The sequence below is a fragment of the Bradyrhizobium genosp. L genome, assembly GCF_015624485.1.
Lineage (GTDB): Bacteria > Pseudomonadota > Alphaproteobacteria > Rhizobiales > Xanthobacteraceae > Bradyrhizobium.
Window position 1 is genome coordinate 1,316,642 of record NZ_CP061378.1, and the last position, 14,992, is coordinate 1,331,633.

At 66.0% G+C, this 14,992-nt stretch carries 13 protein-coding genes; 4 read left to right on the forward strand and 9 right to left on the reverse strand.

Annotation, left to right across the window (positions count from 1 at the left end):
* Positions 1–139 precede the first annotated feature (139 nt).
* Positions 140–595, forward strand: a complete 456-nt coding sequence (locus tag IC762_RS06120) for an Lrp/AsnC family transcriptional regulator (protein WP_195787724.1) — start codon at positions 140–142, stop codon at positions 593–595.
* Positions 596–708: 113 nt separating this feature from the next.
* On the opposite strand, the gene IC762_RS06125 is transcribed toward IC762_RS06120, so the two are convergent.
* Positions 709–1,215, reverse strand: a complete 507-nt coding sequence (locus IC762_RS06125; protein WP_195787725.1) for a hypothetical protein — start codon at positions 1,213–1,215, stop codon at positions 709–711.
* A gap of 20 nt (positions 1,216–1,235) precedes the next feature.
* The gene (locus IC762_RS06130; protein WP_246801449.1) at positions 1,236–1,679 is read right to left on the reverse strand and encodes a hypothetical protein; all 444 of its coding nucleotides are present in this window, start codon (positions 1,677–1,679) and stop codon (positions 1,236–1,238) included.
* A 132-nt stretch (positions 1,680–1,811) separates the two neighbouring features.
* Between IC762_RS06130 and IC762_RS06135 the strand changes: the two genes are divergently transcribed.
* Entirely contained in the window at positions 1,812–2,732 is a 921-nt protein-coding gene (locus IC762_RS06135) for a LysR substrate-binding domain-containing protein (RefSeq protein ID WP_195787726.1), read from the forward strand.
* A gap of 170 nt (positions 2,733–2,902) precedes the next feature.
* On the opposite strand, the gene IC762_RS06140 is transcribed toward IC762_RS06135, so the two are convergent.
* The 3 genes from IC762_RS06140 to IC762_RS06150 are packed head-to-tail and all read right to left on the reverse strand — an operon-like array spanning position 2,903 to position 6,129.
* The gene (locus IC762_RS06140; protein ID WP_195787727.1) at positions 2,903–3,688 is read right to left on the reverse strand and encodes a fumarylacetoacetate hydrolase family protein; all 786 of its coding nucleotides are present in this window, start codon (positions 3,686–3,688) and stop codon (positions 2,903–2,905) included.
* A gap of 12 nt (positions 3,689–3,700) precedes the next feature.
* Positions 3,701–5,068 (reverse strand): LLM class flavin-dependent oxidoreductase, encoded by a 1,368-nt coding sequence (locus IC762_RS06145; protein ID WP_195787728.1) that lies wholly within the window; start codon positions 5,066–5,068, stop codon positions 3,701–3,703.
* A 14-nt stretch (positions 5,069–5,082) separates the two neighbouring features.
* The gene (locus IC762_RS06150) at positions 5,083–6,129 is read right to left on the reverse strand and encodes an Ldh family oxidoreductase (protein ID WP_195787729.1); all 1,047 of its coding nucleotides are present in this window, start codon (positions 6,127–6,129) and stop codon (positions 5,083–5,085) included.
* A gap of 402 nt (positions 6,130–6,531) precedes the next feature.
* Here IC762_RS06150 and IC762_RS06155 point away from each other — a divergent pair, with 402 nt between their 5' ends.
* Positions 6,532–10,632, forward strand: a complete 4,101-nt coding sequence (locus IC762_RS06155; RefSeq protein WP_195787730.1) for a bifunctional diguanylate cyclase/phosphodiesterase — start codon at positions 6,532–6,534, stop codon at positions 10,630–10,632.
* On the opposite strand, the gene IC762_RS06160 is transcribed toward IC762_RS06155, so the two are convergent.
* The 3 genes from IC762_RS06160 to IC762_RS06170 all read right to left on the reverse strand — a co-directional run bounded on the left by IC762_RS06160 (position 10,606) and on the right by IC762_RS06170 (position 11,820).
* Positions 10,606–10,947, reverse strand: a complete 342-nt coding sequence (locus IC762_RS06160; RefSeq protein ID WP_195787731.1) for a hypothetical protein — start codon at positions 10,945–10,947, stop codon at positions 10,606–10,608. The two genes, IC762_RS06155 and IC762_RS06160, sit on opposite strands and share 27 nt — an antisense overlap.
* Before the next feature lie 56 nt (positions 10,948–11,003).
* Positions 11,004–11,243, reverse strand: coding sequence for a DUF2171 domain-containing protein (locus IC762_RS06165; RefSeq protein WP_195787732.1), 240 nt, complete (start codon positions 11,241–11,243; stop codon positions 11,004–11,006).
* Positions 11,244–11,349: 106 nt separating this feature from the next.
* Positions 11,350–11,820 carry a cupin domain-containing protein gene (locus IC762_RS06170; RefSeq protein ID WP_246801451.1) on the reverse strand — a complete coding sequence of 157 codons (471 nt, stop codon included), beginning with the start codon at positions 11,818–11,820 and terminating at the stop codon, positions 11,350–11,352.
* Between the two features lie 220 nt (positions 11,821–12,040).
* Here IC762_RS06170 and IC762_RS06175 point away from each other — a divergent pair, with 220 nt between their 5' ends.
* Positions 12,041–12,637: a 3-keto-disaccharide hydrolase gene (locus IC762_RS06175; protein WP_195787733.1), complete on the forward strand. Its 597-nt coding sequence runs from the start codon at positions 12,041–12,043 to the stop codon at positions 12,635–12,637.
* On the opposite strand, the gene IC762_RS06180 is transcribed toward IC762_RS06175, so the two are convergent.
* Positions 12,624–14,960, reverse strand: coding sequence for an exopolysaccharide transport family protein (locus IC762_RS06180; protein WP_195787735.1), 2,337 nt, complete (start codon positions 14,958–14,960; stop codon positions 12,624–12,626). The two genes, IC762_RS06175 and IC762_RS06180, sit on opposite strands and share 14 nt — an antisense overlap.
* Positions 14,961–14,992 lie beyond the last annotated feature (32 nt).

Sequence of the window (14,992 nt, forward strand, 5' to 3'; positions counted from 1 at the left end):
ATCGAGGTGATCTCTGGGGACAACGCTACGCCTGGGGATTTGGTAGGTCTTACCTATCTGTCCTAACGGAGGGCTATTTCGGTAGAAAATCGCTATACATAGCTAAATACGGTAGAGTTAACCAAAATGGAGCCTTCCCATGGTTGAAGAGCAGGACGAGAAGATTCTCGCCGAATTGCAGAAAGACGGCCGCGCCACCAACCAGCAGCTCGCGGATACCGTCGGCATGTCGACCTCGGCCTGCTGGCGTCGCGTTCGCGCATTGGAGGAGTCCGGAATCATCTCCGGCTATTCGGCGCTGGTCGCGCGGCAGCCGGCCGGCTTTGCCACTTCGGCGATCCTGCACGTCTCGCTGGAGCGCCACGACACCACCTTCGTCGACGAGTTCGTCGCGCGCGTGACGCAGCGCCGCGAGGTGCTGGAATGCTTCGCGACGACCGGCGATGCCGACTATCACCTCCGCGTCGTCGTGCGCGACATGGACGCCTACAACAAATTCCTCGATGACTTCATGTTCCGCATCCCCGGCATCCGCCACGTCCGCACCAACGTGATCCTGAAGGAAATCAAGACGGGCGTCGCGCTGCCGTTCTAGTCTAGCTCGTCATCCCGAGGCGCGCGAAGCTTCGTAGGATGGGTGGAGCGAAGCGATACCCATCGTTCGAGCCGCGGATATGGATTGATGGGTTTCGCTTCGCTCTACCCATCCTACGCCTCTGCTTGCGCATCCACTGTCGTTCGCCGCGTCAGGAGCATGAACATCAGCACGTGGCTGACCAGCAGCAGCGGCACGTACAGCGCCGGAATATAGATGGCGGCGCCGAACAGGCCGGGCTCTCCAATCTTCACGCCCCTATAGTAGGCATTCAGCAGGTCCAGCGTGCCCCAGACATTGAAGATCCAGACCGTCGGAATCGCGATCGGCCAACGCCAGGACAGCGCTGCCATGGAAACGAGCGCGAGAACGGCGGCGATGAAATCGCCCCAGCCGACCTGGGCGGCGAAATCCGGGCTCAGCTGCGCCGACACGAAGCCTGCGACCATGAAGTTCAACCCCTCGAACCTGAACGCATGGAAGGCCGCGAGCAGCCGCAAGGCGTCATGGCGCGGCATCGTGCGGATCGCCGGCCAGACATAGGTTGCGGCCACCACCGCGCTGGCCACGAAGGCACCGGCGACGCTGAGGACGAATGGAAGATTGAAGCCGGGTGGCATGATCGGATGTCCTTGTCGGTCTAGTGTGACGCCGGCGCGCGTTCAGGGGGGGCGAGAAGCAGGCGGAGCGGCAGCAGCGGGCCGACCGGGATGTAGTCGTGGTCCATCAGGTTCTGCTTGCCGAGCGGCAGGCCCGCCATGATCGCGTCGGCCTCGGCGGCGTCCTTGACGTTGAGCAGGAAGACGACCCCGCGCCCGTCGGACCGCGAATACCACTCTCGGACCTTGCCGCTGAGATAGAGCTGCACGGTCTGCCGGATTTCATCGGGCATCACAGCCATCACCTGGTCGCGCGTGACGCCGGCCTTGACGGTCAGGAGGACCATGACGCCGGTGGTGGGTGAGGCAGCTTGCGTCTGTGCTTGGGTCTGGGTTTGGGCTTGGACGGGGGATGAAGCGGTCATGGACGTGGTGCCTGTCAGAGTGAGGGTAAACGCCAGGATGGCGTGGCGGATTGCTTTCATCGGTCTCGTTCTCCGGTCACGACGGCTGCCGTGATGTCGCTGATCTCAGCGCACGGGGCAGCGCCGCTGATCTGCCAACCGGATGTAGGACCGCTTCCCGTGAGCCACTATTGGCGATAATGTTGACAGGCTATGAAGCAGAACTTCACAGTCCGGCATGGCGCGCTCGACGGCGTCGAGGCGTTCCTGAGTGTCGCCCAGCACCGCAGCTTTCGGCGCGCGGCTGCCGAACTCGGGGTCACGCCGTCGGCCATCAGCCAGGCGGTGCGTGCCCTGGAGGCGCGCGTCGGCGCCGTGCTCTTCATCCGCACCACCCGCAGCGTCGGCCTGACCGAAGCCGGCGAGCGCTTTCTCGCGCGCGCCAGGCCCGCCTTCGAGGAGCTGGTCGCCGCGAGCGGGGCGGCGCGCGAACTCGGGCAGCGGCCGGCCGGGCTGTTGCGCCTCACCGTGCCGCGCTCGGTGGTGCCGCTCCTGCTCGAACGGCTGGTCGCCTCGTTTTGCGCAGCATATCCCGAGATCGAGGTCGAGCTGGCCGCAAGCGAGAAACAGGTCGATCTTGCGGCCGAAGGCTTCGATGCCGGCATCAGGCTGGGCCAGTTCATCGCGCCCGACATGATCGCCGTGCGCCTGACCAAGCCACTGCCTCTCGTCATCGTCGCCAGCCCGGATTATCTCGCGCGCCGTGGCCGGCCCAGGCGGCCGGACGATCTGCGCCAGCACGCATGCTTGCGGATGCGACGATCGAACGGCGGCGTGGCGGCGTGGCCGCTCAACGACAAGGGGCGCGCGATCGAGCTCGCCGTGTCGGGGCCGTTCATCGCCTACGACTTTCCGGCGGTGCTCGGCGCGGCGACCGAGGGCATGGGGCTCGCGCAGGTGCCGGCCCCGCTCGCCGCCGGCGCCGTCAAGGAGGGACGACTGGTTCGCGTGCTGGAGCCATTCGCGCCGATGACGCCAGGCGTGTTCCTCTACTATCCCGGCAACCGGCAAATCATGCCGAAGCTGCGCGCCTTCATCGATCACGTGAAGGGCCGGATCGACGGCGCGCGCTGAGCCGGGTCATGTCGCGAGAACAAATTGAGTGTCGTCCCGGCGAAGGCCGGGACCCATAACCACAAATGGCTATTGTTCCGCGCCGCTGGAATGACGAGTCCCGCCCACGACCTGCGCTGCGGAGTATGGGTCCCGGCCTTCGCCGGGACGACGATGGCGTGGTGAATACCTCACGCCTTCTCGCGCACGAATCTGTTGCGCAATGTCCCGATGCCGGTGACGTCGATCTCAACCACGTCGCCGTGCTTCAAATCAGGCGAGGCGCCGTCGGTGCCCATCCAGATCACGTCGCCGGGCCACAGCGTGAAGTACTTCGTCAGCTCGACGAGGAAGGGGACGATGCCGAAGATCATGTCGTTGGTGCGGAAGCGGCCGGTTTCCTTGCCGTTGACGCGGATCGCGGTCTCCATGCGCTCGAGGTCGACATCGGTCTCGATCCACGGTCCCATCGGCTTGAAGGTGTCGGCGTTCTTGGATCGCCACAGGCCACGATCGGCCTTCTGCCAGGTGCGTTCGGAGACGTCGTTGCCGATCGTATAGCCGAACACGCAATCCATCGCATTGGCTTCGCTGAGGTGCTTGACCTTCTTGCCGATCACGACGGCGAGCTCGCCCTCGTAGTGCACCTTCTCGGTCGCATGCGCGGGAATCACGACGTCCTCGTCGTGCGCGATCAGCGCGTTTTGGGCGCGGTAGCCGATCTCGGGTCGGTCGGGAATGTTCGGCACGGTGCCGGCCTTGTCGGCGGCTTCCTTGAGATGCTTCAGGTAGTTCAGCCCGACGCAATAGAAGGTGCGCGGGACCAGCGGCAGCTCGATCTTGACCTCACCGAGCGCATGCGTTTGCGAGGTTTTGCTCCATTCACCGAACGGATCGCCGCTGACCGTCGTGACCGTGTCGCCCTCGACGAGGCCCCAGGATGTCTTGCCTGCGGCGGTGAATTTCAGCCAGCGCATGATGAGGTCCTTCTATTCGGCGGCAGCTTGCACGCGCGTCTTCCACGCGCCGGCAGCCGGGCGCTTCAACCCGAGATTCTCGCGCAGCGTGGTGCCGGCATAGTCTTTGTGGAACAGGCCGCGCTTCTGCAATTCGGGTACGATGTGGTTGACGAAGTCGGCATAGGAGCCCGGCACGTAGCTCGCGGCGACCACAAAGCCGTCGCAGCCGCGGCCGACGAACATCTCCTCCAGCCGGTCCGCGATCTCCTTGGGGCCGCCGACGATCGCATCCTGCACCTGGGCGCGGCCGGAGAAGGTGATGAAGTCGCGGGTCGAGGGATTGCTCTTGCCGGACGCGCGCAGCACGCCGTCGCGCATGCCGATCATGCCCTGCATGCCCTGTAGCTCCTCGGTGGTCAAAGGCTCGTCGATCGGCTTGGCGCCGAAATCGAAATTGAGCGCCTCGGCGAGCAGCGACAATGCGTCGATCTCGAGCGGCAGCTTCTGGATCACAGCCATGCGATCCTCGGCCTCCGCCTTGGTGGCGCCGGCGACCGGCGTGATCAGGTTGCACAGGAACATCTGGTCGGGATCGCGGCCGGCCTTGGCCGCCTCACCGCGGATCGCGTCATAGCCCTGCTTGGCGTGGGCGAGATTGCGCGCGGCGGTGAAGATCACCTCGCCCCAGCGGCCGGCAAAGCGCTGGCCGCGGCCGCTTGCGCCGGCCTGCACCACGACGGGATGGCCCTGCGGCGAGCGCGGCACGGTGAACGGCCCGCGCGAGTTGAAGAACGCGCCCTTGTGATCGAGCCGCTTCACCTTGGTCGGATCGGCGAAGCGGCCGCTCGTCTTGTCGATGACGAGCGAGCCGTCCTCCCAGGAATCCCAGTGGCCGAGCACGACTTCCATGAACTCGTCGGCGCGGTCGTAGCGGGGATCGTGGTCGAGGTGCTGCGCCTTGCCCATGTTGAGGGCTTCGCCGTCGTTCACCGACGTCACCACGTTCCAGGCGGCGCGGCCGTTGGTCATCAGGTCGAGCGTCGCAAACCGGCGCGCGACGTCGAACGGCTCGAAATAGGTGGTCGATGCGGTCGAGGCGAGGCCGAGCCTGGTCGTCACCATGCCCATCGTGGTCAGCACCACGATCGGGTCCATCTTCACGCAGCGGATGCCGTATTCGACGGTGTGGGCGTGGTCGTTGTTGTAACGATCCGGCATCGCCAGCCGGTCATCGAAGAACGCCATGTGGAACTTGCCGCGCTCCAGGATGCGGGCGATCTCCTGATAGTAATCCGCCGACATCGAATCATCGCGCGATTCCGGGTGACGCCATGAGCCCGGCAAATTGGTGCAGTTCTGCGCCTGCAAAAAGCCAACCAGCGCCATTTGCCGTGTCATGTGGTGCTCCCGTCTCAGCGGAGGTCGAGGTCGAGTCTGTAGTCGGTTGCGAGCGCTTTCAGCTTCTCCCAGGTGGCATCCTCGATCTCGATGCCGTTCTTGCGCCGCTCCTGCTCGCGCAGGAATTCGACCTCGCCCGGATAGAACACGCCGCGGCTGCCTTCCGAGGGCGGCGTCGATTTCAGATAGCGGGCGAAATCGGCGACCTCCTGCTTGAACTGCTGCAGCGGGCGGAATGCGGCGACGTTGAACACCGCCATGAAGCAGCCGTCATTGTGCCGGCCGGTCGGCTCGACGCCAAAGCCGAGGCCGGTGAGCAGGCCGCACAGCACCTCGACCATCGCGGCGAGGCCCGAACCCTTGTAGCCCTCGGTGCCGCCGAGCGGCAGCAGCGCGCCGCCCTTGCGGTAGTCCTTCGGATCGGTGCTGTCGCGGCCGTCGGCGTCGATGATCCAGCCCTTCGGAATGGATTCGCCGCGCGCCACCGCGAGCTGGATCTTGCCGGCCGCGACCGCCGAGGTCGCCATATCCAGGTAGAACGGCGCCTCGAGATCGGATGGCACCGCGATCGAGAGCGGGTTGGTGCCGAGCCGCGCCTCGCGGCCGCCGAATGGCGCGACATGCTTCGGCGAGCGGCCGGAATCGGCCGCGGCGATCCCGATCATGCCTTCGCGCATCGCCATCAGCGGGTAATGCGCGAGCCGACCGACATGGCTCTGGCGGAACACGGTGCAAGCCGCGACATTGGCGGTCTTCGCCTTGTTGATGGTCATCTCCATCGCCTTGGCGTTGACGTGGAAGCCGAACCCCCAATGGCCGTCGATCACGGTCGTGGTCGGCGTCTCCTGGACGATGGTCCATTTGGCGCCGGGCACGATGTGGCCAGCCTTGATCCGGTCGATATAGGTCGGGATCGCGATGATGCCGTGGGAGTCGTGGCCGGCGAGGTTGGCGTTGACGCAGCCGGAGGCGACGGCGCTGGCCTCCTCATCCGATGCGCCGGCGGCCTTCAGCAGCGCCGCGCCGATCTGGGTGAGACGGTCGGCCTGGACGATCGGCATCGGGTTTCCTCGCGGTCGGCCCGCGCGACAGGCGGGTCTTGCTTTGCTGATATTGACGTCATGCTCTCAAAGCGCCGGGACGCGAGCAAGGCCAGAAAATCCGGTCCGCCATACCGGGAGCAGGGTGCTCCTCGCCGCGATTTCACCGCGTGGAACGGGCGCGGTCGCGGCGTGGAATTTGGCCGGCGTGCCGATGCGAGGTTGGCGGGCGCGCCGGAGCGCGGCTTCGGCGCGTCAGCCTGGCACACAAGCACCCGTAATACCCCGGAAAATCGCGGCTTTCGTTCGTCATGCGTTTACTTTGACTTGCAACTTGCCGGATACGCTAACCCTCACTTAGGCCTCTCGCGGGCATTGTCCGGCCTGATGGGGGGGATGGGCAGCCCGGGGGCCTTGAGGATCGTGCAGTCGAGTATCGGACGTACATTTGCGGCGTTGAATGCCACCAACGAAGCGATCCTGTACGCGAAATCGCCGGAGGAACTGTACGGCAAGGTCTGCGAGGCCGCCTTCTCCAACGGAGGCTTCCTCGCCGCGACCGTGTTTCTGCTGGAGCCGGATACCGGCCTGCTGAAATTCGCGGCCGGTTGCGGTGACGATGTCACGCGGCTGCGCAGCATCACGATTTCCGCCCTCGCCAACACGCCCGAAGGCGAAGGCGTCGCCGGCCGGGCGTTCCGCGATGGGCGCGCCTTCGTCAGCAATGATTACATCAACGACGCCTGCTCGGCGGCCTGGCGCAGCGGCGCCGCCGCGGCCGGCCTCGGTGCCGCGGCAGCGATGCCGCTGGTTTGCAACGGGCGCAGCATCGGCGTCTTCATGGTGACGCGGCGTGAAGCCAACTCGCTCAGCGAGGAGACCGTGGCGCTGCTGGAGCGCATGGCGGCGAACGTCTCCTATGCGCTCGACAATTTCGACCATGAAGCCCAGCGCAAGAGCGGCGAGCGGGCGATGCGCCGGCTCAACCGCATGTTCGGCGCCATCAGCGCCACCAACGAGGCGATCCTTCGCGCCAAGACCGAGCACGATCTCTATCAGCGGGTCTGCGACGCCGCGGTGTTCAGCGGCAAATCCTTCGCCACCGTGGTGCTGCTGGCCGAACCCGACAGCCACTGGCTCGAGCCTGTCGCCGGCACCGGCGAAGCGCTCGATCTGATCACGCAGACGCGCTTCTCGACCGACCCCGGCAATGTCTACGGCAAGGGCATCTGCGGCGAGGCGTTCCGGAGCCAGCGGCCCTGCATCGAGCACGACATCCCCAAATCGGCGATCTCGGCTCAGGCGCAAACCCGCGGCGGCGCCATGATGGCCTGCGTCGCGCTGCCGCTGACGCGTTTCGGCAGCAGCGCCGGCGTTCTGATCTTCTTCATCGGCAATTCCTGGGCTGCGGATCAGGAGATCATCGCGCTGCTCGCCGGCATCGCCGAGAACGTCTCGGTCGCGCTCGACACGTTCGGCCGTGCCACCGAGAAGGCCAAGGCCGACGCCGAACGGGAGCGCCTGGCGCGGATGTTCGCCGCGCTGAGCGCGACCAATGAGGCGATCATGCGCGCGAGGTCGCGGCTCGAGATGTTCGAGCTGGTCTGCGCGGCGGCAGCCCATGGTGGCGGCTTCAACTCGACCAGCATCCTGATGGCGAAGCCGGGCGACGATTTTTTCGAGATGATGGCGGTCGCCGGACCGACGGAGGAGAATGCGCGCCGCCTCAACGTCTCGCGCAACGAGGCGCGGCCCGAGGGGCGCGGCGTCTGTGGCCGGGCGTTCCGCTCGCGCCAGGCCTGCATCAACAATGACTTTCTGAACGACGTCGCCAACAATGCATTCCGCGACGTCATCGAGCGCGAGGAGGCGCGATCTGGCGCGGCGTTTCCGTTGATCGTCGGCGACCAGCCGGTCGGCGTGATGCTGTTCATTTCGGCCAAGCGCAACACCTTCTCGTCCGAATTCGCCGAGCTGCTGCAGCGGCTCGCCGACAACGTATCCTATGCAATCGGGAGCTTCGACCGCGCCGACGAGAAAGCACGGACCGAGGAGCAGAAGGAGCGGCTGACGCGGATGTTCGCCGCGTTGAGTGCCACCAACGAGGCGATCATGCGGGCGAAGTCCCGCGCCGAGATGTTCGACCTGGTGTGCGATGCAGCGGCCGTCGGTGGCCAGTTCATCTCCGCTACCATCCGCCTGGTGCGGCCGGGCCAGGTATTCCTGGAGAACATCGCGGTCTCGGGCCCCGACCGGGTACGAGCCCGCGAGGTGCTGTTGTCGACCGATGCGTCGCGTCCCGAAGGCCAGACCTTGACCGGCATCGCGATCCGCACCCGCAGGCCCTGCATCAGCAACGACTATCTCAGCGATTTCGGGCCGGAGACCCACGTCCATCAGGTGGTCCGCGACAGCGGCGGCAAGTCCGGCGCGGCGCTGCCGCTGCTGAAGAACGGCGAGGCGATCGGCGCGCTGGTGTTCGTGTCCGGCGAGTTCGGAACGTTCAGTCCGGAGATGATGGCGCTGTTGCAGCGGCTTTCCGAGAACGTCTCCTTTGCGCTGGCCAATTTCGACCGCGCCGACGAGAAGGCCCGCGCCGACGAGCAAAAGGACCGGCTGTCGCGGATGTTCGCGGCGCTGAGCGCGACCAACGAGGCGATGATGCGGGCGAAATCCCGCGGCGAGCTCTATCAGCTGGTCTGCGAGGCGGCGGCGACCGGCGGCAAGTTCACCTCCACCACCATCGCGCTGCGGCAACCCGACAGCGACTATCTCGAGATCGTCGCAATCGCAGGACCGGCCGCGGAGGGTGCGCGTCAGGTGACGCTGTCGATCAACGCGGCGCATCCGGAAGGCCGCGGCGCCTGCGGCCGGGCGTTCCGTTCGGGCAAGGCCTGCATCATCAACGACTATTTCGCCGATCCCGAGACCGCCGCGTTCCACGAGCGCGCTCGCCTCGACGGCACCAGTTCCGGCGCCTCGTTTCCGCTTGTCGTCAGCGGCCAGGTGGTCGGCGTCATGATCTTCGTCGCGATCGAGAAGGACACCTTCACGCCCGAGTTCGCCGAGCTGCTGCAGCGGCTCGCCGACAATCTGGCGTTCGCGCTCGAGAGCTTCGACCGCACCGACGCGAAGAACAAGGCCGACGAGCGCATCGAGTATCTCGCCTCGCATGACAGCCTGACCAATCTGCCCAATCGCGAGACCTTCAACGAGCTGCTGCATCATGCGATCGAGATGGCGGACCGGCACCGACAGCAGCTTGCGGTGCTGTTCATCGACCTCGACCGCTTCAAGGTCATCAACGACTCGCTCGGCCATGACGCCGGCGACATGCTGCTGGTGACGATCGCCGAACGGCTGCGCGCTTCGCTGCGCGCGAGCGATGTGGTGGCGCGGCTCGGCGGCGACGAGTTCGTCGTCATCCTGGAGGAGGCAGCCGCGCGCGACGACGTCGAGCGGGTCGCCGGCGAGCTGCTGGCCGCGCTCAGCCAGCCGCTGCAGCTCAGCGGGCATGAGTGCCACACCACGGCCTCGATCGGGATCGCGATGTATCCCGCCGACGGCTCCGACGTGCAGACGCTGACCAAGAACGCCGACATGGCGATGTATCTCGCCAAGGAGGACGGCAAGAACGGCTTCCGCTTCTTCTCCAGCGAGATCAAGGCGCAGTCGATCGAGCGCCTGACCATGGAGAGCGCGCTGCGGCGCGCGCTCGAGCGCAACCAGTTCTCGCTCCACTACCAGCCCAAGGTCGACATGACGAGCGGCCAGATCTCCGGCGTCGAGGCGCTGCTGCGCTGGAGCCATCCCGAGCTCGGTCAGGTCTCGCCGGGCCAGTTCATTCCGCTTGCGGAGGAAGTCGGCCTGATCGTGCCGATCGGGCGCTGGGTGCTGAAGGAGGCCTGCGCGCAGAACATGGCGTGGCAGCGTCGCGGCCTCAAGCCGGTCGCTATGGCGGTCAATCTGTCGCCGCGGCAGTTTGCCGATCCGCATCTGCTCGACGACGTCGACGCGGCGCTGCTGGCGAGCGGCATGTCACCGGAACTGCTGCAGCTCGAGATCACCGAGAGCATGGTGATGCGCAACGTCACGCGCGCCGTCCGCGTGCTCGACGCGATCCAGAGCCGCGGCATTCGGCTGGCGATCGACGATTTCGGCACCGGCTATTCGTCGATGTCGCTGATGAAGCAGCTCCCGATCGACACCATCAAGATCGACCGCTCCTTCGTGCGCGATTTGCCCGACGATTCCGAAGACGTCGCGATCGCGCAGGCCATCATCAGCATGGGCAAGGCGCTCGGCATGACCATCGTCGCCGAGGGCGTCGAGACCTCCGAGCAGCAGGAATTCCTGCGCGCGCATGCCTGCGATGAGATGCAGGGCTTCCTGTTCTCCCGGCCGCTGCCGCCGCGCGATCTCGCCGAGCTGCTGCGGGTCGCGCCGGTGCTGGCGTCGCCGCCGCTGCAGCCGGCGGAGGATCAGGAACTGGAAGGATTAGGGCGGAAACGCGCTGTCGTCTGACGGCTGCACGTGCAAGTCGCGGACGTCGGAATCGGTCGATGCGACCTTGCGTGAGAAATCATACGGCCAAGGGAGCGCGGTCTGGTCGGCCAGCGTTCCCCGCAGCGCCGCCGCCGCGTCGGCAAAGCTCGCGCCGCCCGGCAGGTGGAGCCGGCGGCACCACAGGGCAGGCAACACCTCGGCGGCATCGCGCAGCTCGAACGCAGGTCCCCACCACCATGCGGGCGCCGGCGGCCGTTCCGGCTCGGGAATGGCGCGCCAGCGCACGCACTCGTCGACAATGCGGGCAAACTGCAGTCTTGCGGCGGGATGCATCGGACGCTGTTCCTATGGTCGCGATGATATCATGCGCGGCATCCCGCGCAACGCGGCTACTGCCGGCCGTGCTGCCAATGCGCCGTCACGTCGGCGCCGGACTTGTTGAGGTGGACGTGCTGATCGACATGGTCGACCCAGGCCAGCGGGATGAAGTGATGGTGCTGGCCGTCGGGCGAGCTCTGCTTGGTCAGCTTGATCTTGTCGGCGCCCTCCATGTGGTCGACCTTACCGACAGTCTTCTTGTCCGACGAGATTACATCCATATGCTCGCGAATATCCGCAGCGTTCGCCATTCGTCGTCTCCTCGTCATGATGAGAGGCTGAAACGCCGCGCGGCGACAAAGGTTGCTAATCCGGCACCGACCGCCAAAACGCAGCCGGCCGGGAGCCGGGCGACGGCTATTTCTGTTCGACCTCGGTCGCGGTCGCAGGTCCTTCGCCCATGATCAAGAGCACCGCGTCCTCGTCCTTGGCGCCGTCCCAATGCACCTGCTTGCCGTAATGGGTGACGAAGCTGCCGGCCGGCATCGCCACGGTGCCGTGCTCGGGATCGAATTTTGGGCCCGAGCCCACCCACCAGGTGCCCTTCAGCACGACGATGTAGCGGTCGTTGGGATGGAAATGCGGGTGGCTGAAGTGATTGCCCTTGGTCCATTTGGTGTAGACCATATAGAAGCCGGGCTTCGAGGGATCGCCGACCACCACCGCGTTCTGCGCGCCGCGCGCGTCGACCGGGCTCCAGGGGATCTGGTCCGGCAGCTTGTAGGTGACGGCGGCGGGATTGAGCTCCGCCGCGGAGCTGACGCTCAGCGTCCCGGCCAGCGCCAGCGGCATCATCAGGTATCGCCACGACCGGTTCGACGTTGTCATCGCATCCTCCCACGCACTCTGTCGGGCAACTGTCGTGCCCGTATCTTCGGCGAGGCTAACCGTTCTCGCTTCCGCCCGGCAAGACATCCGCACGCATGTCTGATCTCAAGTTTGCGACAACGCGCCGTGAGGCAACGCAGCTGCAACATGAAAAACGGGATTGTCGCCGCTGCAGACGATGCTAGGTTGCGCGCCAACCAAAAACGGGAGGACCACCTTCATGAAGCATCTGTCGACAGTCGCGGCCGGTCTGTTGATCGGCGCAGCCGCACTGCAATTTTCCACCGCCGCCTCGGGCGCCGATGGTTGGGTCACTCTGCTCGACAGTACCATGAAGGGCGACTGGGACGAGGTTGGCAAGGCCAACTGGACCATGAAGAACGGCGAGCTGATGGCGGACAAGCTCGATGGCAAGGACCTCGCCTATCTCGTCAGCAAGACGCCCTACAAGGACTTCCAGATCCGGGCCGAGTTCTGGGTCGACGAGGAAGCCAACAGCGGCATCTTCATCCGTTGCGAAAGCAACAAAGTGGTCGACGGCAAGACCTGCTACGAGGTCAACATCTTCGACAAGCGGCCGGATCCGACCTACGGCACCGGCGCCATCGTCGACGTCGCCAAGGTCGATCCGATGCCGAAGGCGGCCGGCAAGTGGAACACCTATGAGATCACCGCGCAGGGTCCGCACTTCGTCGTGACCTTGAACGGCCAGAAGACCGTCGACGCGCAGGACTCCAAGCACGCCAGCGGCTACGTCGCGCTGCAATACGGCTCGGGCGTGGTCAAATTCCGCAAGGTGCAGATCAAGCCGCTTTGATCGCAGCGGCGTTGAGCTCGTTGAGGACCACCCCGGCGAGTTTGCGCTCGGTACCGCCGAGCGCGGTGATGATGTCTTCCATCGCCTCGTTGATGTCGCGATCCGCCGGCAGCGCTGCGATGAGCGCGTCGGCGAGGTCGAGCAGCGTGCGTTCCGCCGGATCGCACGGCATCGCAGGGCCGTCCAGGATCACGAGATCATGGCCGCCGGTGGCGCGCGCCTGGGCGATCGCCTTCCGGATCGCATCGCTCGCTTTGGCGCGGCTGCCGTTGATCGCGGGCAGGATCGCGATGCCGTTCACCGTATTGATGGCGCGGGCGGCCTTGCTGCCGATGGTGAGCCAGTCGAGCCGGCTCGGCTTGCTGGTGCCGGACTGTCCGACCTTGTTGGTCAACGCGTGGGTCTCAGCGTCGGCATCGATCAGCAACACCCGGACGCCGTCGCGCGCGGCGGCGAGTGCGACGTTCAGCGCCACCATGCTGCGATCGCGATCATTCGCGGTGCCGATGACGGCCAGCACAGGCACGCTGCCCGGCGCAGTCCGGTTGGCGAGCGCGGCGTAGACGTCGCGCATCGTGTTCGAGAACGGCGCCAGCACCGCACTGGTACGCAGCGTCGGCCAGCCGAACCGCGTGACGTCGGCGGCATTGCTACCGGTCAGGATTCCGCCAAGCGTGCGCATGACGTCGGATTCCTGCAACTGCGCGATCAGCGGCTTCTCGATCAACGGCTTGTCGATCGGCGGCCCCTCGATCGGGCCGACGGCACGTGGCGGCGCGGGCCGTGCCGCCTTTGCGGCCTGCCTGACCGCCGCTGCGAGGGTCGGCCGCTCCGGGGCTGCGTCCTGCTTCGGCTGGAGCTTGGGCTCGAACTTCGGCTGAACCTTGGGCCGTACCGGATCGGCGCCGGGCGCGAGCTGGCTCGCGGCCACGACCCAGGCTGCGGCGGCGAGCGCGCCGGCCATGAAGCCGAGCATCGCCAGCAGCATCATCGCCGGCGGGAAGGTGCGCGTCTGCGGGATCGTGGCATCGCCGATCACGCGTGCGCTCGAGGTGTTGAGGCTCTCCTGCTCCTCGGTCTCGCGCGAACGCTTGAGGAAGGCCTGATAGACGTCGCGGCTGGCATCGACCTCGCGCTCGAGTTCGCGCAGCCGCACCGAGGCCTGGCTCATCTGCACGCTCTGGTGCTTCTGCACGTCGAGCGCCTTGTTCAGCGATGCCTCGTAGTCGCGTGCCCGCGTCAGATCGTTCTTCGCGGATTGCGCGTAGCGGTCGATCTCTTCCTTGATGGTGCGCTTGAGGTCCTCGACCTGCTGATCGACTTGGCGCAGCGCGGGGTGGCGCGGTCCGAGCTCGCCCTGCAATTCGGCCTGCCGCTTCTTCGCGTCGGCATATTGCGCGCGCAGATTGGCGATGGTCGGCGATTGCAGTGCCTCGGGGATGGCGCCCGGATCGGTTGTGCCGCGGCGGCTGGTCTCGATCTGGTCATACTTCGCCTGGGCATCGAGCGTCAGCGCCCGCGCTGCGGACAGCCGCTGGTTACCGGCGGAGAGCTGCTGGTCGGTGATCAGATTGTCCTGCGAGCCGACGAAATTGTTCTGTGCCTTGTAGGTCGCAAGCGTCTCTTCGGCGTTGCGCAGTCGCGCCTGCAGCTCCTTCAGCCGGCCGGAGAGATCCCGCGTGGCGCGCCGGGCCGCATCGGCCTGCGACCGCTTGGACTCGGTGAGATAGGCCTTGGCGATCGCGTTGGCGAGCATCGCCGCCTTCGCCGGCTCGCGCGACCAGACGTCGATGTCGACGATGAAGGTGCGATCGGTCTTCTTGACGTTGATATGGCGATTGAGCGCGTCGAGCAGGGTCATCTCGACTTGCTGCTGATCCGCGGCCGGCTTCGGCTCGATGCCGAACAAGCCGAGCAGCGAAGCAAGCAGGCCTTTGCCGGCGGGGCCGCCGAACTCCGGGTCGTTGACGAGATCGGTGTCGCGGATCACCTGCAGCAGCACGTTGTTGGAGGTGATCAGGCGCGACTGGCTTTCGACCACCATCGAGAGGCCGGACAGGTCCTGGGCGCGCGGGGTCAGCTCGCGATCGACCAGTTGCAGCTCGCGCGGGTCGACATAGAGCTGGGCGCTCGCGGTGTATTTCGGCGTCAGGCTCTTGCCGATCGCAACCGCGATACAGGCGCAGATCAGCGCGGCCGATATGATGGCGACCTTGCGCGCCCACAACAGCTTGATCAGGTCGAGCACGTTGAAGCCGACAGGCGCCGCCGCCTGGCGCGGCTCCGGCTTGGCTCGCTCTATCGGCTGGTCATAGTTGAGCATCGACCCCAGCTTCCATTTCAACGCCCGCACGC

Bases quoted from the DNA above. Each gene is read 5' to 3' on its own strand.
- IC762_RS06120 (WP_195787724.1), top strand. From the start codon at position 140: ATGGTTGAAGAGCAGGACGAGAAGATTCTCGCCGAATTGCAGAAAGAC.
- IC762_RS06125 (WP_195787725.1), bottom strand. From the start codon at position 1,215: ATGCCACCCGGCTTCAATCTTCCATTCGTCCTCAGCGTCGCCGGTGCC.
- IC762_RS06130 (WP_246801449.1), bottom strand. From the start codon at position 1,679: ATGAAAGCAATCCGCCACGCCATCCTGGCGTTTACCCTCACTCTGACA.
- IC762_RS06135 (WP_195787726.1), top strand. From the start codon at position 1,812: ATGAAGCAGAACTTCACAGTCCGGCATGGCGCGCTCGACGGCGTCGAG.
- IC762_RS06140 (WP_195787727.1), bottom strand. From the start codon at position 3,688: ATGCGCTGGCTGAAATTCACCGCCGCAGGCAAGACATCCTGGGGCCTC.
- IC762_RS06145 (WP_195787728.1), bottom strand. From the start codon at position 5,068: ATGACACGGCAAATGGCGCTGGTTGGCTTTTTGCAGGCGCAGAACTGC.
- IC762_RS06150 (WP_195787729.1), bottom strand. From the start codon at position 6,129: ATGCCGATCGTCCAGGCCGACCGTCTCACCCAGATCGGCGCGGCGCTG.
- IC762_RS06160 (WP_195787731.1), bottom strand. From the start codon at position 10,947: ATGCATCCCGCCGCAAGACTGCAGTTTGCCCGCATTGTCGACGAGTGC.
- IC762_RS06165 (WP_195787732.1), bottom strand. From the start codon at position 11,243: ATGGCGAACGCTGCGGATATTCGCGAGCATATGGATGTAATCTCGTCG.
- IC762_RS06170 (WP_246801451.1), bottom strand. From the start codon at position 11,820: ATGACAACGTCGAACCGGTCGTGGCGATACCTGATGATGCCGCTGGCG.
- IC762_RS06175 (WP_195787733.1), top strand. From the start codon at position 12,041: ATGAAGCATCTGTCGACAGTCGCGGCCGGTCTGTTGATCGGCGCAGCC.
- IC762_RS06180 (WP_195787735.1), bottom strand. From the start codon at position 14,960: ATGCTCAACTATGACCAGCCGATAGAGCGAGCCAAGCCGGAGCCGCGC.